This window comes from Bradyrhizobium sp. MI1.11 (assembly GCF_055811255.1).
Map to the genome: position 1 here is coordinate 23,293 of NZ_JBVVPM010000064.1, position 19,376 is coordinate 42,668.

Sequence of the window (19,376 nt, forward strand, 5' to 3'; positions counted from 1 at the left end):
CTAGCGGACTTCAGAACCTTCAGCTCCGTCGACGACCCTCAGCGGTCATCGACCATCACGAGGGTATTTTTGCCCGAGAGCTTCAGGCTCCCTCCAACTCTCGAGCTTAGAGAGTTGCACTACCGTATCGTACTCCGAGCATCAGGCCCTACAAATGATCCACATTGCAAAACCCACTCCGCTTCACTTCCTTCCGTTAACGGACGCTACGGTTGACGAATTTTACGATTTTCTTTTCGCCCCTTGGGTGAAGTTGCTGGGGATTCGTGATTTCAAGGTTAGCCCGGGGGCGGTGTCCGCCCTGCTTCCCCAAAATGATGCGCTCAAGTTTTCCACCGGTGCCGTGTGTGGTCAGGCCATTATGGCTGCTATTGATACGGTCGCATCGCTGGCAATGCATACGACTGAGCGCGCATCTAAGGGCACCGTCTATCAACACACGCACTTCTTGCGTCCCGCCGTCAACGACGATTTTCATGTAAAATCGGAAGTTCTGCGCTTTGGCAAAGCGTCCGCCTTTACGGAAACTCGCGTATCCTTTTCGGCTACCGGCGAATTGGTAGCGCACGCCAGTTTGGAATTCACTTTCTGAACCGGCTAGAGGTTCAGGATGATCGACAATGCGACCGAGTCGTCCCAGCTATGTCCGCTTCTGGTGAATATTGCATTTGCGTCGGCAACCTAGGGCCGGGACGAGAGTGACGGATCGAGAGATCTGCGATGATGAGACGCCGCGCGAGGTATTTTCGGCCAACTATGGAGGCAGATACGGTCAGCATCGTGGATTGCGCTTGCGGCGAAGCGAAAGCTCGTCAATTTGCTTGCAGGACACACGCATCGCGTGCCGCTTCCTCCCAGACTGCCAGGACTGCATTTGTAGCCCTGGCTTTTTTTGGCTTGCGAAGTATCGGAACCGTGCGGCAGGAACGGGAGTCGTTCTCGCCGACATCGCGGCCCAGGCTGGTCCGGACCTGGCGGTTTCGCGGAAACGCTGATGGGATCTCGGTTCTCGCTTTGTCGATCAACTGGGCATGACCAGTGACAGTCGTTCGTATGGAAGTCACGTTCATCCCATCGCGCAACTCATCCCGCCGTCCACCGGAATTATCTGACCCGTGATGTGTTTGCCGGCAGACGATGCCAGCAAAAGTGCAATGCCCTTGAGATCGTCTTCGTCGCCTATGCGCCTTAGGGGTGTTTGTGCAGCAAGGTTATCGATGCCGAGTTGCTGCAAAAGGCCATCGGCCATTTTGCTCGGAAAAAATCCGGGTGCGATCGCGTTTACCGTGATGCCATGCTCGCCCCATTCAGCCGCAAGCGCCCGAGTGAAGTTCACCAGTGCACCCTTGCTCGTGTTGTAGGCGACGGTCTCGATTCCCGCCCGATTTCCGCCCAACCCAGCGATTGAGGCGACGTTGATGATCCGACCATGCTTGTTGGGGATCATGCTGGCCCGCCCGATCGCCTGGCTGAACAAGAAGGCGCTTCGGATGTTGAGGTTCATCACCTTGTCCCATGCCTCGATAGGGTGACTCTCAGCCGGGGCCGCCCAAGAGGCGCCGGCATTGTTGACCAGGATGTCGATCTGCTTCAACCGGTTCAGTGCTTCGGTGCAAACGTATTCCACCTGATCCGGCCGTGCCGCGTCTCCGGCTATCCATTGCGCGTCGATGCCGCGCGAGGTCAGGGCCGCTGCGGCGGCTTCGAGGTCGGGCGCCTTTCGAGACGTGATTACAATGCGTGCGCCGGCTTCTCCGAGGCTTTCAGCGAGCTGCAGTCCAAGCCCCCGCGAACCGCCAGTTATCAGAGCCGTCTTGCCGCTCAAATTGAGAAGCTTCATTACGTGTGTGGACATATAGCTTCCTCGTGTTCTGGCTAACTTCGGCGGCTAGCGGTTCTGGCCAACACGACGCGCGGAAGCCGACCCGTGCGCGACTGCAATTCGCGTGACACTAGAGGGTGGCGCGAACTTACTTCACCCTTGCCAGGTGGCCTGGATGCAAGTTCGTGTTCAGTTTTTGATCGGAGCGTAGGCCCGCATGTCCTTCTTGAGTACTTTGCCGACGGGTGACTTCGGAAGGGACTCGACGAATTCGATGATCTTAGGCTGCTTGTATCCCGTCAAATGACGGCGACAATGCTCCTTCACATCAGCTTCGTTCAACGCGCTGTCTCTTCGCACGACAACCAGCCGGACGGCCTCCCCCGTATCGGTATCTGGGGTGCCGACCGCGGCGCATTCGAGGACGCCCTCCAGTTCCGCAACCACGCGTTCGATTTCGGTAGGGTAAACATTGAAACCACTCACCAGGATCATGTCCTTCAGGCGGTCGACGATCTTGAGATAGCCATCTTCGTCCATGGATCCCAGATCCCCCGTGAGATAGAAGCCCCGGGCGTCGAACACTTGAGACGTCTCTTCCTCGCGGTTCCAGTAACCGCGCATGACCTGCGGCCCTTTGATGGCGACTTCGCCAACCATGCCCGGACCGACTTCCTTTCCTGCGGGATCCAGCAGAGATACGAACGTCGAGGGAACGGGCAGGCCGACGCCAGGAGCTCTGATGTCTCCGGTCGGGGGATTGCAGGTTACGGTCCCAGAGGCCTCCGACAGACCGTATCCTTCGCAAATCGTGCTGCCGGTGCGCAGTTTCCAGCGTCGAGCTGTCACCGGATTGGTCGGCATCCCGCCGGCCGTTGTCACCTTGAGATGGCTCCAATCGACCTGGTCGAAATCCGGATGAGCCATTAATGCGTTAAAGAGCGTATTGAGGCCCGGAAACATATGGATCTTATGAGCGCCTAGTGTTTTCAGGGTGGCGCTTGTATCACGCGGATTGAGTACCAGGACATTCTTGCCGCCGACCCTCAACATAACCATGCTCGTAATAAACGCGAGGATATGATACAGCGGTAAGGGACATGCCGTTACTGGCTGCTCGCCTGCGGGAATCGTGTCGAGTGCTGGTCCAAACCATGCCTCGTTTTGCAAAACATTGGCGACCAGATTTCGGTGCGAAAGAATTGCCCCCTTCGATATGCCGGTGGTGCCACCAGTGTATTGCAGAACCGCCACATCGTCAGGCTTGATCTCGGGATTTTTTGGAACCCCACGACTTCCACGTCGCACGGCCTGCGAGAATGTTACACCCGACAACTCAAAAGCCGGAACCATTTTCATTGTTTTTGTCGCGACGAAACTGGTAGCGGCCAACTTGGAAACCGGCAGCATGTCGCCGATCGAGCAGAGCACGACACGATCTATTGTCGTTCTTGCGACGCACTGATCCAGCGTTGTTGCAAATTCATCCAGGATCACAATTGCCTTAGCACCGCAATCTTTGAGCTGATGTTCGAGCTCTCGCGGTGTGTATAGGGGATTGACGTTCACGACGATCATTCCAGCCTTGAGGATCGCTGCAACGGCGATCGGATACTGCGGGACGTTAGGCAGCATCACCGCCACCCGATCGCCTTTCTGCAAGCCAATGCTTTGGAGATACGAAGCAAGGTGCGAACTAACCAGATCCACGGTCCGATATGTTATGTCGATCCCGAAAAAGTCGTAGGCGACGCGACCGCCGAACTTCGAAACACTGGCGCGGAGCAAGTCGACCAGCGATCCCGATTCTGCTGTTAGGTCGATGTCGGCCTTGAGGCCATCTGGATATTTGCCTAACCAGCGCCGCTCAGTCATTCTAGCTCCTTGGGTTTCCCGCTTTTTTTATAGTTCGGCGTGGCATTCGCCTTTGACGAACTCGAACCAATAATCGTGGCGCGGCGACCGTCTCAGTTTCGTACATTCGTTCGTGCAAGCTGCTCGATAATGGGGGGGCACTTTCGGCCAAACTGAAGGCCGTTGCGGCCAGGACAAGCTACGGTCATTGAGCGCATTGCCTTTGATCCCGTGCTCAGAACGCACTTTGAAACTCGTGGCATCGGTCACCCAGCCGTAACAATGTCGACCGACAGAAACTCCTCCTTTGCCGGCACCATGATCTTGGCGTTCGCAAACCTCATGGAGCCACCGAGGGCGCGAATGCCGTTGATGTGGTCGGGATGCAGATGCGACACAGCACGACGTCGATGCTTTGGGGTCAACACCGGTGGACCGCAAATCGAGATTGTACCGGAGAGAGAGAGTCGCCCGTCGTTGTCGTCAGGCTTTGCTCGGGTTGATGAGAAACTTCTCGCCGGTGGAACGCTTGTTGTAAATGGCGATGTTGGCGAGTTCGAGCGTCTCCTGCAGCGACACCTCCTTCGTGTAGTGGCTGGCGAAGGTGGTCTTGAGCTCGGAGGCGACACGTTGGCGCAATTTACCGATATCGGTCGGGCCGATCTCTTGCAGGAACTGCGTCAGCAGCCAGCCGCCTACGCTGTAGGCCAGCCCGAACGCCCGGCTCAATTCGGTCGGACGATGATCGAGGCTGCCATAGATATAGACCTGCTTGTAAACATTGGAGCCGTATCGACTGTATTCCTTGGCGGCCCTGTTGGCCGCGGCCTCCATGCAGGTCAGGATCTGGCCGGCGAGCTTGCCGCCGCCAATGGCGTCGAACGCGATCGTGGCGCCGGTTTCCACCAGCGCGTTGGTGAGATCATCCATGAAGCCGGCGACCGTGGAATCCACGACATACTTGGCACCGATCTTGTGCAAGATGTCGGCCTGCTCCTTGCTGCGCACGATGTTGACGAGGTCTATGCCGTCCTTGATGCAGACCTTGTTGAGCATCTGGCCGAGGTTCGACGCGGCTGCGGTATGCACCAGCGCCTTGTGATTTTCGCTCCGCATGGTCTCGATCATGCTGAGCGCGGTCAGGGGATTGACGAACCAGGACGCGCCATCGGCAGCAGTGGTGCCGGCCGGCAGCTCCATCACGTCCTTCACATTCATGGTGCGGTACTGACTGTACATCGCGCCACCGATCATCGAGACCCTCTTGCCCGTCAACCCATTGGCGGCATCCGACGATCCGGTCCGGATCACGGTGCCGGCGCCCTCGTTGCCGACAGGCAGCGACTGATCAAGCCGCGCCGCCATCATCCGCATGACGGCTTCCGGCATTTTCGCCGTGACCACAGGCGAGTCCTTTGAGCCCGAGACCTTGGCGGTCGACATGTCGCCTGGGCCGATCAGGAGTCCAAGATCGGACGGGTTGATCGGCGTAGCTTCTACGCGCACCAGGACCTCATCTTCTGCAGGTTCGGGCGTCGGGATACTCACCAGCGACAATTCGAGCTCGCCACCCTTCTTGAGCAGCGAGCGCAGTTGCAGCCCGGTCTTTCCATCACTCATCGCAAATCCTCCCCGTTTGTGTTTGTTATGTCTAGATGCGCCGAAGCGTCACGAAGGTGGTCATCGCTGGTCGCAGCCATCAACTATCGCGACGCAAGTCACGCTGTCAGATTCGATAGCGCGCAGCCGGCCGGGAGTTGCTGAAGCCCGACGCCAAAACGCCACGTGCCTGTTCAAACGCCTCCCATGTCGCTGGATCTGGGATGGGCGGGATTGTAATCAGCTCCTTTCGATCGAAACCGACCAGGGCAGCATCGACGAGATCCTCGACCTCCATAAGGTTGGCCACCTTGCTGATGTCGCCACCGGATCGTTCAAAGATTTCCGTGCGCGTGGCGCCAGGGAGTACGGCTTGGACATAGACGCCCTTTGACGTGACTTCGGCAGCAAGGCTCTGTGACAGCGTCATCACATAGGACTTTGTGGCTGCGTAGATACCGCGAATGTACTCAGGCTGAAGTGCCAGCACGGAAGCGATGTTGATGATTGCCCCGTTGCCGCGCTCGACCATACCGACGATGGCTGCGGACGCCAGCATCGTGGTTGCGACAACGTTAAGTCGCAGCAAGTGGGCCATCTTGGCAGGGTCAGCAGCGGCGAAGTCGCCGATTAGTCCTGTGCCGGCGTTGTTGACGAGGATGTCGATCTGAGGAGTAGAGCGGAGACGCTGCAGGACCGGTTCACTGGAGGTCGTCGACGAGATCCGCTGCAATGACTTCGATCGTAACGCCGTGTGCGTCACGCAGTTCTTCCGCAAGCGCCTTCAGCCGGTCGGCTGCCCGAGCGACGAGGACCAGACCATATCCACGTGCGGCCATGCGGCGCGCATAGACTGCACCGATGCCACTGGAAGCGCCGGTAATGAGTGCGGTCGTCATGAATGTTACTCCTGCGTTACCTTGCAACAATGCGTCCCTGGCGAGGGGACAGTCGTCTAGGCCTCGTTCGCCGCTTTTGCCTATCAGCTGGCTGAGCTGCCTGCCGCGATTTCGAGTGGAGCATGGTGTAATACTCGTGCCGCCATATGATCGTGGTGCGACGGCTGTCCTTGATTTCGAACATTCGTTCTTGCAAGCTCAATAATAGGAGGGCACTTTCGGCCAAACTGAAGGCCGTTGCGGCCACGACAAGCTTTGATCATCAAGCGCCTTGAACGATTCGAAAGTCACCCCCTTTGGGACCCAGGAAATCCGGGACAGCATGGCGGCATGCCAATGTCGGTCGTCTGCTCAACAACGCGGTACGTCGCTTCGAGGAGCGCGTCCTTGAACTCATGAGTGCAAGCGGCCATGCCGAGACCCGCATTGCACATGTCGGCTTGACCCGAAATCTCGATGTGGAAGGAACCCGCCTGACCGAACTCGCCCGGCGGGCCTCGATGAGCAAGCAGGCCATGGGCGAGTTGGTCGACCAGTGTGCCGAGCTAGGACTGGTTGAACGTACTGCAGATCCGAGCGACCGGCGCGCACGGATCGTGAGGTTCACGTCCGCCGGTCTGGTTTGGCTGGACTCCTTCCGGGATGCCGTCGACGTCGCGGAGCGCGAAATGCGTGCTGAGCTGGGTAAATCGAACATGGACGCAATCGTCAAAGGGCTTGCGGTGTATGGCGCGAAGTTCGACACCCTCGCGGATTAGAAATAGTCAGGCAGCTTGACGAAATGATCAGGCGTCCTTACCATGCAGAATAGTGCTTGGTAGGGAGTGGCGGCTTTGGAAACACGTCTGACGGCCTCTGTGCTCATCGCGGGCGGTGGGCCCTGCGGGCTCATGCTGGCCAATGAGCTTGGCCGGCGGGGCATATCCGCCGTTCTGGTCGATGAGAAACCTGGCACGGCATTCAATCCCCAGGCCAATGCGACCCAAGCCCGCTCGATGGAACACTATCGCCGGCTTGGATTTGCCGACGAAATCAGGCAGGTGGGGTTGCCCACCGACTATCCAACCGACGTCGCTTACTTCACCCGATACACCGGCTACGAGTTGGCGCGGTTTCAATTGCCGTCTTCGGCGCGTGCAACCGAGCTGATCAAGGGAATGTCCGGCTCCTGGAGCGCTGCCGAACTGCCCCATCGCGTGTCGCAGAAATACGTCGAAGCGGTGCTACGCCGGCACGCAGAGCAGCTGCCCGGGATTCGGCTTCACTACGGCCACCGTCTCATCAACTATTCTGAGCGCGATAACGGCGTCGTTGCAGAAATTGAATGCCTCGACGATGGTCGCCGCTTTCAGATTCACGCCGACTTTCTCGTGGGCGCTGACGGCCCGCGCTCGACAGTCCGGCAGTCGCTCGGCATTTCATACGGCGGCTCGACCGGCACGCAACGTGATTTCATGGGCGGCCGGATGCTAGCCGTCTATCTCCGCTCGGCGGACTTTTACACGAGCGTCCCGCACGCCAAGGCGTGGATGTACAACTGCTTCAACGGCGACCGCCGGGCCTTCATGGCGTCCGTGAACGGGCGCGACGAATTTGCCTTCCACACCCAGCTTCGAGCTGGCGAGGATGAGAGCGCGATCACCGTCAACGCGGCGAAAGCTGCCTTCCAGCGGGCATGCGGTGCGCCGCTCGAATGCGAAGTGCTCTCCTTTCTCACCTGGACGGCGGGTCATGCACTGGTCGCCGATGGCATGCAGCGGGGCAGGGTCTTTCTCGGCGGAGATGCGGCGCATCTGTTCACGCCAACCGGTGGGCTCGGCTACAACACCGCCATCGAAGATGCCGTCAATCTTGGCTGGAAGCTGGCTAGCGTCGTCAAGGGCGTGAGCCCTGCGTCGCTCCTCGACAGCTACGCGATCGAACGTCGTCCGGTGGCGCTCCGTAACACGGATTACGCGCGCCGATTCGCCGATTCGCTTGGTCTCTTTGCTCCCGCGCCGGAGATCGAGGACGCTACGGAAGCGGGCGGCGAAGCAAGACGTGCGGCAGGCGCCTATCTCGAGCAGCACGCCCGGGCCGAATTCAACATTCCTGGCGTAACTTTCGGCGGACGTTACGACGGGTCGCCGATCATCGTGTCCGATGGCAGCCTGCCGCCGCCGGATGCTGCAAATATCTACGTGCCGAGCGCCTGTCCCGGAGGCCGTGCACCGCATGCCTGGCTGGAGGACGGCGTATCTCTCTACGATCTGTTCGGCTTTGAATGGACGCTGCTCCAGTTCGACGACGTCGCATCCGCCAGCGATCAGTTGATCGAAGTGGCGCAAAGGCTGGGGGCCGAACTGAAGCTCGTTACCCTGCCCAGACGACTTCGCGATCTCTACGAGGCGGATCTCGCCCTTATTCGTCCCGATCAGATAGTGGCTTGGCGCGGTAGCGCGTCACAGGCGGGGCTGCTCGGGCGCGTGCTTGCCCGCGCGCTTGGGCACACGGAGAGCGATCAGGCACGTCTGGCGAGCTGATCGACGTCTGAATTCGACGCACCCAAGGTGCGGTCGCAAATAACAAGAAACGATAATCGCAACATGAGGAGGATAACGTGACCACCAGGGCACTAGAGAATTACGAAGACCGTACAGCCGCCGTCATCCAATCTCATCAGACGCCGAGTGCGCGCCGCCGCATTCTGATCGCCGGTGCCATCGGAACCGCGATCGAATGGTACGATTTCTTCATCTACGGCCTGATTGCGCCGCTGGTCTTCGATCAGCTCTTCTTCCCGAAATTCGATCAACTCGCCGCCACGATTGCCGTCTTTGCGACCTTTGCGGTTGGATTCCTGGCACGCCCGCTTGGGGGCCTTGTGTTTGGTCATTTCGGCGACCGCCTGGGTCGCAAGTCCGTGTTGTTGTGCACGCTGCTGATCATGGGTCTGGCGACAATGGCGATCGGACTATTGCCGACCTACGGCAGTGTGGGAGCAATCGCTACCGTTGCGCTTGTCGTGCTGCGCTTCATTCAAGGTTTTGCGCTCGGTGGCGAGTCGACTGCGGCGAGCCTGATGGCGCTTGAAACGTCTCCTCAGGGCCAGCGCGGTTTCTCGGCTGCCGTCATCCAGGCTGCGGGCCCGGTTGGCGTTGTCCTCGCTTCGTTTGCAGCGCTGGCAATTTCGCGCCTGCCGGAAGCGGACCTGCTGTCCTGGGGATGGCGTGTCCCGTTCCTGGTCAGTGCCGTCCTCGTCGCGCTTGGCCTTTACATGCGGCTGCGCATCGAAGAGAGCACGACGTTCCGTGAAGCGCCGGAAGTTACAGCAGCACCGGCCGTCGAGGCACTCAGGACGCACTGGCGCTCTATCATCATCGTTTTCTTCGCGGAGATGGCGCAGACATCGTATTTCTATCTGACAGCAATTTTCACCATCTCATTCGCGACGCGCCAGCTCGGTGTGCCGAAGGATGTCGTTACCCAGGCCGTCCTCTTAGCGAATCTCGTCGGCCTGATTGCAATGCCCCTGTTCGGCGCCTGGTCCGACCGGATCGGGCGGAAACGCCTCTTCCTGGCTGGTGTCGTGCTCGCGAGCATCTCGATGTTTGCGTTCTACAACGCAATCGCCAGCCGCGACCCGTTACTGCTGACGGCTGCGGTGGTGCTTGCCGCAGGCGTAATTCATCCGCTCATGTTCAGCACTGAAGGGAGTTACTTCCCGGAGCTGTTTCCGACACGGGTCCGCTTTAGCGGTGTCTCGATCGGAAAGCAGTTCGGAACCGTGCTTGGTGGCGGGATTGCGCCGCTCGTCGCCACGAGCCTGTTTGCCCAGACGGGCACGACATATGCGATTGCCGGGTACTACTTCGTGCTCGCGGTTGCCGCCGTGATCGCGCTGAGCTTCGCGCGGGAAACCGGCAAATCGCAATTGCTCAGCTAAGTCAATTCGCAATACCAAGGGAGATTCATCATGGACGTCAGTCTTCTCATCAACGGACACGATCAGGCCGCAGCCAACGGCAAAGTCTTTGAGCGGCGCAATCCGCTGTCGCGGGAGATTGCCAGCAGGGCGGCAGCCGGGACGGTTTCGGATGCCGATGCCGCGGTGGCGGCGGCTTCGGCCGCACTGCCGGACTGGTCGGCGCGCGGCCCCAACGCGCGGCGGGACCTGTTGCTGAAAGCCGCCGAAGTGATCGAGGCCAAGCGCGACGCCTTCATCGCGATCATGATGGCTGAGATCGGTACGACCGCGGTTTGGTCGGCTTTCAACGTGAAGCTCGCAACCGGCATGCTGCGCGAAGCGGCCTCCCTGACCACGCAGATCGTCGGCGAAGTCATTCCTTCTGACAAGCCGGGATGCCTTGCCATGGCCGTTCGTCAGCCGGCTGGCGTGTGCCTGGGCATTGCGCCGTGGAATGCTCCCATCATCCTGGGTGTGCGCGCGGTGGCAGCGCCGCTCGCATGCGGCAATACGGTCGTACTCAAAGCGTCCGAAATCTGTCCAGGAACGCACCGGCTGATCGGCGAGGTGTTCAGAGACGCCGGTTTCCCGCCCGGCGTTGTGAACGTCGTGACCAACGCGCCGGCTGACGCGCCCGTTGTCGTGGAGCGTCTCATCGCCAATCCGGCGGTCAGGCGGATCAACTTCACCGGCTCGACCCGGGTCGGCCGTGTGATCGCGGAGCTGGCTGGACGGCACCTTAAGCCTGTGCTGCTCGAGCTTGGCGGCAAGGCGCCTCTCATCGTGCTCGACGATGCCGACCTCGATGCCGCAGTGGCTGCCGTAGCGTTTGGCGCCTTCATAAACCAAGGGCAGGTCTGCATGTCGACCGAGCGTGTGATCGTTGACGAGGCGGTGGCCGATCAGTTCGTTGAGAAGCTTGCCAAGAAGTCAAGCTCGCTGCCCGCGGGCGATCCTCGTTCCGGTCCGGTGGTCATCGGCTCGATGATTGACGAGACACCGGCCAAGCATGTTGTCGATCTCATTGAGGAGGCAGTCCGAAAGGGGGCCGTCAAGCTCTCGGGGGGCGAGCGCGCGGGCACGATCGTCCCGGCAACGGTGCTCGACCGCGTCATGCCCGGCATGCGGATCTACACCGAAGAAAGCTTTGGTCCCGTCGTCTCGGTCATCCGCGCGCGGAGCGTGGATGAGGCGGTGCGCCTTGCGAACGATACGGAGTATGGGCTCTCGGCTGCCGTATTCGGTCGGGATGTCGCGCGCGCGCTCACGGTGGCACAACGCATCGAAAGCGGCATCTGTCACGTCAATGGACCGACGGTGCATGACGAGGCCCAGATGCCGTTCGGCGGCATGAAGGGATCTGGCTACGGGCGCTTCGGTGGCCAGGCCGGGATCGCCGAGTTCACCGATCTGCGCTGGATCACGATCGAGACGCAGCCTCAGCACTATCCCTTCTGATGGCCGTCGATTCGAACTGGAAAGCCAGCCCAGGAAAGCACGACATGACTTCAAAAAGCCTAACGGTCAGGGAAGCGACGCTGGGTGTGCTTCGCTCGTTTGGTGTAGACCGCGTCTTCGGCAATCCCGGCTCGACGGAGCTCGCGTTTCTACACGATTGGCCCGCCGATATCGATTACGTTCTCGGACTGCAGGAAGCCTGTGTTGTCGGCATGGCGGATGGTTATGCTCAAGCCACTGGGCGTCCCTCCTTCGTCAACCTGCACTCGGCAGCGGGGCTCGGCCACGCGCTCGGTAACTTGTTTACGGCTTTCCGCAACAAGACCCCGATGGTGGTGACAGCCGGTCAGCAGGCGCGAAGCCTACTGCGGATGCGACCCTATCTCTTCGCTGAGGACGCCGAGCAATTCCCCAAGCCCTACGTGAAGTGGAGTTCAGAGCCTGCCCGAGCAGAGGATGTACCCGCAGCCATTGCGCAGGCCTTTCTCACCGCGATGCAACATCCGCGCGGCCCGGCATTTGTGTCCGTCCCATCGGACGATTGGGCGCGTCCCGCCGCGCTTCCGCCGTTCCGCCGGATCGCAACCGAATTTGCGCCGGATCCGGCCGCAATCGTTCGGCTCGCTGCGGCGATCGTGACGGCTAGAAGGCCTGCTTTCGTGATAGGCCCAGATATCGATCGCAGCGGCTGTGTCGACCAGATGGTCTCCGTCGCCGAACAAGCGAGGGCAGTTGTCTGGGCGAGCCCGATGTCTAGCCGGTCGAGCTTCCCCGAGCGGCATCCGCAATTCGCAGGCTTCCTTCCGGCAGCACCTAGCGGGCTCGCGCACGCATTGCGTGGTGCGGACCTTGTCATCGTCTTCGGGGCGCCGATTTTCACCTTCCATGTCGAGGGGCAATGCGACGTACTCGAGGATGGCACACCCGTCTGGCAGATCACGAACGATGCGACCGAGGCCGCTTCCGCAGCCGTCGGAGAGACCATCATTGGAACGCTTCCCAAAGCGCTCGTTGCGCTGGCGTCAACCCTGCCAAAGACCACACGGCCCTACCTGTCTGCCGCACGCGCCACGCCCGCTGTGCCGGTGGCAGCCAGTCCAATTCCTCCGGCTTACGCGCTCAGCCGGCTATCGGCAATGCTGCCGCAAGATGCCATCGTGGTGGAGGAGGCGCCTTCGCATCGGCCCGCAATCCAGCAATTCCTGCCAATGCGGGGCGCTGACAGCTTCTACACCATGGCGAGTGGCGGGCTTGGCTACAGCCTGCCGGCCTCGGTCGGCGTCGCCCTGGCGCGGCCGGGACGCCGCATCGTGTGTCTGATCGGTGATGGATCGGCAATGTATTGCATTCAGGCGATCTGGACCGCCGCACAACGCGGCCTGCCCATCACATTCCTAGTGATGAACAATTCGGGCTATGGCGCGATGCGCGCATTCAGCCAGATTATGCAGGCGCATCGCCCGCCGGGGATTGATCTGCCCGGGCTCGACTTCGTGGCTCTTGCAAAAGGACTTGGTTGTCCTGGAAAGCGGGTCACGGATGTGGCCGACCTTGACGGGACTCTCGGCGAGGCGCTTGCAGCGCAGGGGCCCGTGCTGGTCGACATCGCCGTCGACGAGAAGGTAGGGGACCTCTTTGTATCTGATTCACGCAGTTGATCGAAAGCTGATCGATTTGCCCCGCACCGAAGTGTGATTTCACCTTGCGATTGGAAGACCAGCAGGTCTGAGAGCAGCGTATTGGACCGCCACGATTCTGGGCGATCTCCAGGATCGGTTTCCTTCCTTTGACCGGCACACTTTCATGATCAGCGGCGTCTCCGGCGGCTCTCTCGGAGCAGGCGTGTACCGGGCTCTTCTTCAGCACGCGCGACTTGGCAAGCCGGTCGAGTGCCGAAACCGTGCGGGAGAGACGATCACAGGCTATCGACTCTGCGGGCAAGCCATCCTGGACCACGACTTTACGGGTCCGGTGCTGGCCGCGCTTCTCTTCCGCGACCTTCTGCCCCTGCCTTGGGTACCGGACCGATCGGCCGTTCTCGAGGAAGCGTGGGAGGCCGCGTGGCGGAACACGATGCTCGATGCCGGAGAAGGACTCTCCCGACGGTTCGATCGGATCGACGCGAACTCCCGCTTTCCTGTACTCGTTCTTAATGGAGTCTCCGCGTTGACCGGGCAGCGGATAGTGGCCGCCGGTCTTACCGAAAACGAGCAACTGCTGAACGTCGCAAAGGTCCGACCGCTGCCTCTGTCGGCCGCGATCGGAATCAGCACGCGTTTTCCATTCATCGAGCCGGCGGGCTCCGTGTACGACAGGACCGGCCGCTTCTACGACGCCGTAGTGGACGGCGGGTACGTCGAGAACTTCGGATCGAACTCGGCACTGGAGGTACTCCGCGAGATCGGCAATCTCATTCAGGACGACCGTGAACCCCATCCTCCCGGCACTCGCCGGTTCGTTCGGACCACCGTTTTCGTGCAGGTCAGCAGCGATCCCACATTGGATGGCGGATCGAATCTTCTCTTCAGCGACGGTCTCAGTTCGATCTCCGTACTACCGATCGGCTCGGCAGATTCGCCGGGCGAGGTGCCCAATCTGAAGCAGATCTGGTTGCCCTTTTTCGCGCTCCTGCGTGGCCAGTCGACACAGAGCACCTTCACGGCGAGCCTCGTGTCCACCTACGTGGCCTCGATCAACGGAGTGTTCAGTCACTTCCGTCTTGCCGACCGCTACGCTCATGCGCCGGTCCTCGGATGGACGCTATCGAAACGATCGCAAGTTCAGATCGACGGCGAGCGCATGCTGATGGGTGGCCGGATAATCGCGCGCCTGCAGCGGCTCCTTTCCGGTTCTTGACTGTGCCCCTATTGTGCCCCAGCTTTTCTGGGGCACATCTCCGGGGAATCAATTCGTTAAACCATTGATTACAAAGGATTAATGGTGGGCGCACAAGGGATCGAACCTTGGACCTCTCCCGTGTGAAGGGAACGCTCTCCCGCTGAGCTATGCACCCGAAACCATCATGCAGGCGACCCGAGTTTCGGCCGCCGACGCTTTGGAGCCCGCGATTTAGAAGTGCGGGCCGAAGGTGTCAAGTTTCGAGGCGCTGCCGGACCGGAAAACCTTCTCCCCGGACCCGCAATTCAGCGGTCAGACTGTATTGGGGCGGCTTACGCGCCCTGCTGGCGGGCGCGGGAGGCGTGGGCCTGGAGCGCGCGGATGCGTTCGGCCAGTGTTCCGCCGCCTTCGGGCAGGGTGCCGGCGGCCGTGCCGTTGGTCGGGGCGTCATTGGCCGGGCGCGGCGCCGGCCTCGGCGGCTGGCCGGCCTCCGCCGCAAGCAGGGCCTCGATCGGCGAGTTCGGTCCTTCGAGCTGCATCGCGAGCTTGGCCACCTCGGCGGCGATGTCGTTGATGCGTTCGCGCAGCAGCGCGTTCTCCATCCGCTCGGTCGCCCAGGAGCTCTCGGCCTGTTGCTGGATCGCGTTGATGTCGCGCTGGAGCTTGGCGCGCTCGTCGCGGGCGGTGCGGAGCTGCTCCTCCAGCGCGGTCTTTTCGGCGCGGATCGATTCCATCGCGGCCGACGATTTACCGCCGCTCAAGGCCGCGATCTCGACGCGCAGCTCCTTGATGGTGCGCTCGTTGCCCTCGTTGGCCTGGCGGAGCTGGTTGTTCTCATAGTCGCGCTCGGCGAGCAGCTTGCCCTGCGTGGCAAGGCGGCCTTCGAGGTCGCCGACGCGGCCCGACAGCATCTCGGCCTCCTTCACCTGCACGATGAGCTGACGATCGAGATCGGTGACGCGCTGGCTCAGATTCTCGACGCGGCCGCGGGCGTCGCCGAGCTCGCGCGAGGCGGTCTCGGATTCGGTGCGCTCCTGCGCCAGCCGCGCCTGCGTCGCGGCAAATTCCTTTTCGGCGTCGCCGACGCGGTTCTTCAGCTCCTCGATCTGCGCACGGACCACAACCAGCTCGACCTGACGGCTCTCCGCCATCATCGAGCGGTCGGACAGTTCGGAATTGATCTTTGCGAGCTCGCCCTGCTTGTCGGTCAGCGCGAGCTCGGCGGCACGCAGGGCTGCGGTCTTGGTGTTGAATTCCTCTTCGGTGGCGCGGAGCTGCTCCTTCACCGCCTTCTCGCGCGCCTCCAGCGCGAAGATCGTGGCGTTCTTCTCGCCGAGCTCGATCTTCATGCGGTTGATGGCGTCGCTCTTCTTGCCGAGCTCGGCGAGCTGGCTCGTGGTCTTGTTCTTGAGCTGGTCGACGCTCATCTCCAGCCGTCGCGCCGACATGGCGAATTCGGCGCGGAGCTGGTCCTTGTCGGCCTGGATCTCGGCCATCGACAACGGCGTGGCGGCCTCGAGCCGGCGCGTGGTCAGGCGCACGGCGCGGTTATGCACCAGCGGCACGATCGCAAGCCCGCACAGCATCGAGAGCAGGAAACCGATCGCCAGGTACATGATCGGTTCGACCATGGGCCAGAACTCCCAAAGCTAAGGAAAAATTTACCAAGGACATTGCATGCGGGGCCGGCAAAAAGCCAGCCCCGACATGTCGTTAACCTTGATCCGTCGCCGGAGGGGAAAGCAGAACGTTAGAACGGGTTCCAGGTCGCGCGCGGGGTGAATTTCAAATAGCCGATATTGGCTCCCAGCCGCAGGCCGAGGCCCGAGCGGATCGGCACCAGCACGATGTTGTTGGCGGTGAGCGCCGTCATGCCGAAGCCGCCGATGATATAGGCCGAGCCGTCGAGGCCGGCGAAGCGCTGGTAGATCGCGTTGGTGGCGGGCAAATTATAGACCAGCGTCATGGTGCGCGCGCCGTCGCCACCCCAGTCGAAGCCGAGCGAGGGACCCTGCCAGTAGACCCTGAGGTCGCCGGCGTTCTTGGTGTAGAGCGTGCCTTCGCCGTAGCGCAGGCCGGCGACGAAAGCGCCGGATCCTTCCTCACCGAGGATATAGCCGTTGGGCAGGCCCCATTGGCTGACCGCCTTCTCGATGATCGAGGCGAGGCCGCGCGAGACGTTGCCGAAGAAGCGGTGGCCGGCGTTCACAAGTTCGTCCGGCCCATAGGTGCTGGGCGTCTGGGTCCGCTGCGGCGGCGGCAAATCGGGCGGCGGCGGCTGCTGGGCGGAAGCCGGAATGATCCACCCGACCATCGCGGCAAGCGCGACTGCGGCAAGGCGTGATGCGAAAGTCATAAAAGAACCCCTGGTATCGAATCCGGTCGCTTCCTTAACCTGACGCCAACAGGCACGGCTCTAGGTTGCGCCGGATGTCCCCTCGACTCGGATGTTATCCGCAGCAACTATGACGGCAGAACGGCAGGAAGCCAGCCCTTTGCGCCCCGGAATTGCCTTGATCGGCCTTCTGGTCTGCATGCTGTCGGGCATTTGGATCCTCTGCGCGGGGTTGCCGGCGCAGGCGGCCACCACCGAGCGGATCGTCGTCAACCGCTTCAGCGGCGTGGCGATCGAGGGCTTCGACCCCGTGGCCTATTTCGTCGATGGCGCGGCCGTGCAGGGGACCGCCGAGTTCGAGGCGAACCTGTGGGGCGCAGTCTGGCGCTTTCGGAACGAGGGCAACCGGGCCTCTTTCCTGGCCCATCCCGAAGTCTACGGGCCGCAATTCGGCGGCTACGATCCGGTTGATATCGCCCGCGGCGTCACCATCGCCGGCAACCCCCGTTTCTTCGCGATCGCGGCGCAGCGGCTCTATCTGTTCAGCCGGGAAGCCAATCGCGACGCCTTCGCCGCCAATGCCGAGCGCTTCCTCTACGAAGTGGGCAAGCGCTGGCCGGCCCTCGAGGACAAGCTCAGCCAGTAGCGTCTTTACGATTTCAGAGTCTTGCCGCCTGCGGGTCACCCCAGGCGATGAACTCCGGGATGATGAAGCCGGCATCGTGCCGCTCGCCGAAGCGGAGCGCGCCGCCCGTGCCGTCGGTCACGCTGCCGCCGGCGGCGGTCACGACCGCGTAGCCGGCCCCGACGTCCCATTCGCAAGTGGGCCCGAAGCGGGGATAGATGTCGGCACTGCCTTCCGCGATCCGGCCGAATTTCACGGCCGAGCCGACCGTCTTCCTGACGACGTTGGGGCGGTGATCGATGAAGGCCTCGGTTCTGGGATCGCCATGCGAGCGGCTAACCGCCGCGATCCAGGACTCGCCCAGGGGCGGCAGCTTGCGGGTATGGATCGGCTCGGCAGCGCCGATGGTCGCGCCGTCAAACCTGACCCGCTCGGCGCCGCGGCCGACGATGCCGCGCCAGAGCAGCCCGAGTGCGGGCGCGCTGACGATGCCCAGCAGCGGCACGCCCGATGTCACGAGGGCAAGGTTGACGGTGAACTCGTCGCGCCCGGCCACGAACTCCTTGGTGCCGTCGAGCGGGTCGATCAGGAAGAAGCTGTCGCGGAACGGCGGCGAGGCGAGCTGGGTCCGCTCTTCCGAGAGCGTCGGGATGTCGCCCGCAAGCTGCGCCAGCCCGTCCGCGATGATGCGGTCGGCGGCAAGGTCGGCCTCGGTTACCGGCGAGCCGTCCTGCTTGCCGTCGACCCGCATCGCCGTGCGGTTGACCGCGAGGATGGCTTCGCCGGCCTTCACCACCAGCGCGGTGAGCGGCTCCATCAGGTGGGAGGCGGCCGCGCCGTCAATGATCCGCTTCACCTGCATGCCTCATTCATCGGTAATTCCATCCCTACGCGAGTGATTCGCCGCGGCATTAGGGCCGCTTCGAACCGATCGCAAGCTAGCTGCCACGGGGTTGCGAATGTTAGAACCTGCGGCATTCGTCAAGCATGCTTGATTCGCCGCGTCCGCGCCGTGCAATTCCAGGAACCCTTTATGTCTGACGCTTCGTCACCCGCTACCGTCGCCGCTCCAGATGCGCTCGAACTCGCTGCGCTGCTGTGCTCGCGGGTCTGCCACGATCTCATCAGCCCTGTCGGCGCCATCGTCAATGGGCTCGAAGTGCTCGACGACGATCCCAAGCCCGACGACCGCGAGTTCGCACTCGACTTGATACGCAAGAGCGCGAAAACCGCCTCCGCCCGCCTCCAGTTCTGCCGCCTCGCCTTTGGTGCGGCCGGCTCGTCCGGCGCGCAGATCGATCTCGGCGATGCCCAGACCATGGCGCGCGGCCACATCGAGGACGGCAAGTGCTCGATTACCTGGAATCTGCCGCGGATCTTGCTGCCGAAGAATCGCGTCAAGCTGCTGCTCAACATGCTGGTCGTTTCGCAGCACACGATCCCGCGCGGCGGCACGCTGACGATCGATCCGATCGGCGAGGGCGAGACGATGAGCTTCCGCATCACCGCGATCGGACATAATGCGCGCCTGCCGCAGAACATCTCCGAACTCCTGAGCGGCGAGCGCGGCCCGGCCGCGGATGCGCACGCGATCCAGCCTTATTATACGCGGCTGTTGGCAGAGGCTTGCGGGCTGACCGTGAGGCTCGCGCACGAAGGCGAGGCCATCACCATCATCGCGTCGTAGACACGAAGCCGCTCTCAAACGTTAATCGAATCTTTACAAGGCGCTTCGGCTTGTCCGGAGCGCCTTATCTCTTTGTTGATTCCGTTCTTTTCCACATACTCAACCAATATTAAACGCTTTGCGGTGAAGCTGGCCCCATTCCGAATTGGCGCATCACGTCTTGTGTGCGCGCCCTCCCTGTATGAAGGCCTGTTTTCATGGATGATCTGTTGCGGGAGTTTTTGACGGAAACCAGTGAGAGCCTGGACACCGTGGACAATCAGCTGGTGAAGTTCGAGCAGGAGCCGAACAACGCCAAGATCCTGGATAACAT

Annotated in this window: 18 protein-coding genes and 1 tRNA gene; 9 read left to right on the forward strand and 10 right to left on the reverse strand. The window is 61.5% G+C overall.

Going from position 1 to position 19,376, the window contains the following annotated elements; genetic code table 11:
* Positions 1-154 precede the first annotated feature (154 nt).
* The gene (locus tag AC0L30_RS36605) at positions 155-592 is read left to right on the forward strand and encodes a PaaI family thioesterase (protein ID WP_473406335.1); all 438 of its coding nucleotides are present in this window, start codon (positions 155-157) and stop codon (positions 590-592) included.
* A 474-nt stretch (positions 593-1,066) separates the two neighbouring features.
* Here AC0L30_RS36605 and AC0L30_RS36610 read toward each other — a convergent pair whose 3' ends face one another.
* The 5 genes from AC0L30_RS36610 to AC0L30_RS36630 all read right to left on the reverse strand — a co-directional run bounded on the left by AC0L30_RS36610 (position 1,067) and on the right by AC0L30_RS36630 (position 6,174).
* Positions 1,067-1,855: an SDR family oxidoreductase gene (locus AC0L30_RS36610; RefSeq protein ID WP_473406336.1), complete on the reverse strand. Its 789-nt coding sequence runs from the start codon at positions 1,853-1,855 to the stop codon at positions 1,067-1,069.
* 156 nt (positions 1,856-2,011) lie between these two features.
* The gene (locus tag AC0L30_RS36615; protein ID WP_473406337.1) at positions 2,012-3,697 is read right to left on the reverse strand and encodes an AMP-binding protein; all 1,686 of its coding nucleotides are present in this window, start codon (positions 3,695-3,697) and stop codon (positions 2,012-2,014) included.
* 462 nt (positions 3,698-4,159) lie between these two features.
* Positions 4,160-5,296: a zinc-binding dehydrogenase gene (locus AC0L30_RS36620; RefSeq protein ID WP_473406338.1), complete on the reverse strand. Its 1,137-nt coding sequence runs from the start codon at positions 5,294-5,296 to the stop codon at positions 4,160-4,162.
* 106 nt (positions 5,297-5,402) lie between these two features.
* The gene (locus AC0L30_RS36625; protein ID WP_473406339.1) at positions 5,403-6,008 is read right to left on the reverse strand and encodes an SDR family NAD(P)-dependent oxidoreductase; all 606 of its coding nucleotides are present in this window, start codon (positions 6,006-6,008) and stop codon (positions 5,403-5,405) included.
* Positions 5,977-6,174 carry an SDR family NAD(P)-dependent oxidoreductase gene (locus tag AC0L30_RS36630; RefSeq protein WP_473406340.1) on the reverse strand — a complete coding sequence of 66 codons (198 nt, stop codon included), beginning with the start codon at positions 6,172-6,174 and terminating at the stop codon, positions 5,977-5,979. The genes AC0L30_RS36625 and AC0L30_RS36630 overlap by 32 nt, the downstream gene beginning before the upstream one ends.
* A gap of 296 nt (positions 6,175-6,470) precedes the next feature.
* Here AC0L30_RS36630 and AC0L30_RS36635 point away from each other — a divergent pair, with 296 nt between their 5' ends.
* Positions 6,471-6,932 carry a MarR family winged helix-turn-helix transcriptional regulator gene (locus AC0L30_RS36635; protein ID WP_473406341.1) on the forward strand — a complete coding sequence of 154 codons (462 nt, stop codon included), beginning with the start codon at positions 6,471-6,473 and terminating at the stop codon, positions 6,930-6,932.
* A gap of 75 nt (positions 6,933-7,007) precedes the next feature.
* Positions 7,008-8,696: an FAD-dependent oxidoreductase gene (locus AC0L30_RS36640; protein WP_473406342.1), complete on the forward strand. Its 1,689-nt coding sequence runs from the start codon at positions 7,008-7,010 to the stop codon at positions 8,694-8,696.
* Between the two features lie 92 nt (positions 8,697-8,788).
* On the opposite strand, the gene AC0L30_RS36645 is transcribed toward AC0L30_RS36640, so the two are convergent.
* Positions 8,789-9,049 (reverse strand): hypothetical protein, encoded by a 261-nt coding sequence (locus AC0L30_RS36645; protein ID WP_473406350.1) that lies wholly within the window; start codon positions 9,047-9,049, stop codon positions 8,789-8,791.
* On the opposite strand from AC0L30_RS36645, the gene AC0L30_RS36650 reads away from it, so the two are divergent.
* The 4 genes from AC0L30_RS36650 (at position 8,930) to AC0L30_RS36665 (ending at position 14,434) form a co-directional block, all read left to right on the forward strand.
* The gene (locus AC0L30_RS36650; RefSeq protein WP_473406348.1) at positions 8,930-10,099 is read left to right on the forward strand and encodes an MFS transporter; all 1,170 of its coding nucleotides are present in this window, start codon (positions 8,930-8,932) and stop codon (positions 10,097-10,099) included. The genes AC0L30_RS36645 and AC0L30_RS36650 overlap by 120 nt on opposite strands.
* Before the next feature lie 30 nt (positions 10,100-10,129).
* Positions 10,130-11,578 (forward strand): aldehyde dehydrogenase, encoded by a 1,449-nt coding sequence (locus AC0L30_RS36655; RefSeq protein WP_473406343.1) that lies wholly within the window; start codon positions 10,130-10,132, stop codon positions 11,576-11,578.
* A gap of 44 nt (positions 11,579-11,622) precedes the next feature.
* On the forward strand, positions 11,623-13,236 hold the full coding sequence (gene mdlC / locus AC0L30_RS36660; RefSeq protein WP_473406349.1) for a benzoylformate decarboxylase: 1,614 nt from the start codon (positions 11,623-11,625) through the stop codon (positions 13,234-13,236).
* A gap of 145 nt (positions 13,237-13,381) precedes the next feature.
* On the forward strand, positions 13,382-14,434 hold the full coding sequence (locus tag AC0L30_RS36665; protein ID WP_473406344.1) for a hypothetical protein: 1,053 nt from the start codon (positions 13,382-13,384) through the stop codon (positions 14,432-14,434).
* A gap of 82 nt (positions 14,435-14,516) precedes the next feature.
* On the opposite strand, the gene AC0L30_RS36670 is transcribed toward AC0L30_RS36665, so the two are convergent.
* The 3 genes from AC0L30_RS36670 to AC0L30_RS36680 form a co-directional block, all read right to left on the reverse strand.
* Positions 14,517-14,591: transfer RNA gene (locus AC0L30_RS36670), tRNA-Val, on the reverse strand.
* Between the two features lie 157 nt (positions 14,592-14,748).
* Positions 14,749-16,047, reverse strand: a complete 1,299-nt coding sequence (locus AC0L30_RS36675; RefSeq protein ID WP_007600524.1) for a coiled-coil domain-containing protein — start codon at positions 16,045-16,047, stop codon at positions 14,749-14,751.
* 119 nt (positions 16,048-16,166) lie between these two features.
* Positions 16,167-16,772 carry a DUF1134 domain-containing protein gene (locus tag AC0L30_RS36680; protein WP_027565201.1) on the reverse strand — a complete coding sequence of 202 codons (606 nt, stop codon included), beginning with the start codon at positions 16,770-16,772 and terminating at the stop codon, positions 16,167-16,169.
* 139 nt (positions 16,773-16,911) lie between these two features.
* Between AC0L30_RS36680 and AC0L30_RS36685 the strand changes: the two genes are divergently transcribed.
* Entirely contained in the window at positions 16,912-17,397 is a 486-nt protein-coding gene (locus AC0L30_RS36685; RefSeq protein ID WP_473406345.1) for a YHS domain-containing (seleno)protein, read from the forward strand.
* A gap of 13 nt (positions 17,398-17,410) precedes the next feature.
* On the opposite strand, the gene AC0L30_RS36690 is transcribed toward AC0L30_RS36685, so the two are convergent.
* Positions 17,411-18,238, reverse strand: a complete 828-nt coding sequence (locus AC0L30_RS36690; RefSeq protein ID WP_473406347.1) for a 3'(2'),5'-bisphosphate nucleotidase CysQ family protein — start codon at positions 18,236-18,238, stop codon at positions 17,411-17,413.
* A 171-nt stretch (positions 18,239-18,409) separates the two neighbouring features.
* Here AC0L30_RS36690 and chpT point away from each other — a divergent pair, with 171 nt between their 5' ends.
* Positions 18,410-19,063, forward strand: coding sequence for a histidine phosphotransferase ChpT (gene chpT, locus AC0L30_RS36695; RefSeq protein ID WP_473367984.1), 654 nt, complete (start codon positions 18,410-18,412; stop codon positions 19,061-19,063).
* The last annotated feature ends 313 nt before the right edge of the window (positions 19,064-19,376 follow it).

Bases quoted from the DNA above. Each gene is read 5' to 3' on its own strand.
- AC0L30_RS36675 (WP_007600524.1), bottom strand. From the start codon at position 16,047: ATGGTCGAACCGATCATGTACCTGGCGATCGGTTTCCTGCTCTCGATG.
- chpT (WP_473367984.1), top strand. From the start codon at position 18,410: ATGTCTGACGCTTCGTCACCCGCTACCGTCGCCGCTCCAGATGCGCTC.
- AC0L30_RS36665 (WP_473406344.1), top strand. From the start codon at position 13,382: ATGATCAGCGGCGTCTCCGGCGGCTCTCTCGGAGCAGGCGTGTACCGG.
- mdlC (WP_473406349.1), top strand. From the start codon at position 11,623: ATGACTTCAAAAAGCCTAACGGTCAGGGAAGCGACGCTGGGTGTGCTT.
- AC0L30_RS36630 (WP_473406340.1), bottom strand. From the start codon at position 6,174: ATGACGACCGCACTCATTACCGGCGCTTCCAGTGGCATCGGTGCAGTC.
- AC0L30_RS36610 (WP_473406336.1), bottom strand. From the start codon at position 1,855: ATGTCCACACACGTAATGAAGCTTCTCAATTTGAGCGGCAAGACGGCT.
- AC0L30_RS36615 (WP_473406337.1), bottom strand. From the start codon at position 3,697: ATGACTGAGCGGCGCTGGTTAGGCAAATATCCAGATGGCCTCAAGGCC.
- AC0L30_RS36690 (WP_473406347.1), bottom strand. From the start codon at position 18,238: ATGCAGGTGAAGCGGATCATTGACGGCGCGGCCGCCTCCCACCTGATG.
- AC0L30_RS36620 (WP_473406338.1), bottom strand. From the start codon at position 5,296: ATGAGTGATGGAAAGACCGGGCTGCAACTGCGCTCGCTGCTCAAGAAG.
- AC0L30_RS36605 (WP_473406335.1), top strand. From the start codon at position 155: ATGATCCACATTGCAAAACCCACTCCGCTTCACTTCCTTCCGTTAACG.
- AC0L30_RS36655 (WP_473406343.1), top strand. From the start codon at position 10,130: ATGGACGTCAGTCTTCTCATCAACGGACACGATCAGGCCGCAGCCAAC.
- AC0L30_RS36645 (WP_473406350.1), bottom strand. From the start codon at position 9,049: ATGACCAAACACAAGGCCCCCAAGCGGGCGTGCCAGGAATCCAACCGC.
- AC0L30_RS36680 (WP_027565201.1), bottom strand. From the start codon at position 16,772: ATGACTTTCGCATCACGCCTTGCCGCAGTCGCGCTTGCCGCGATGGTC.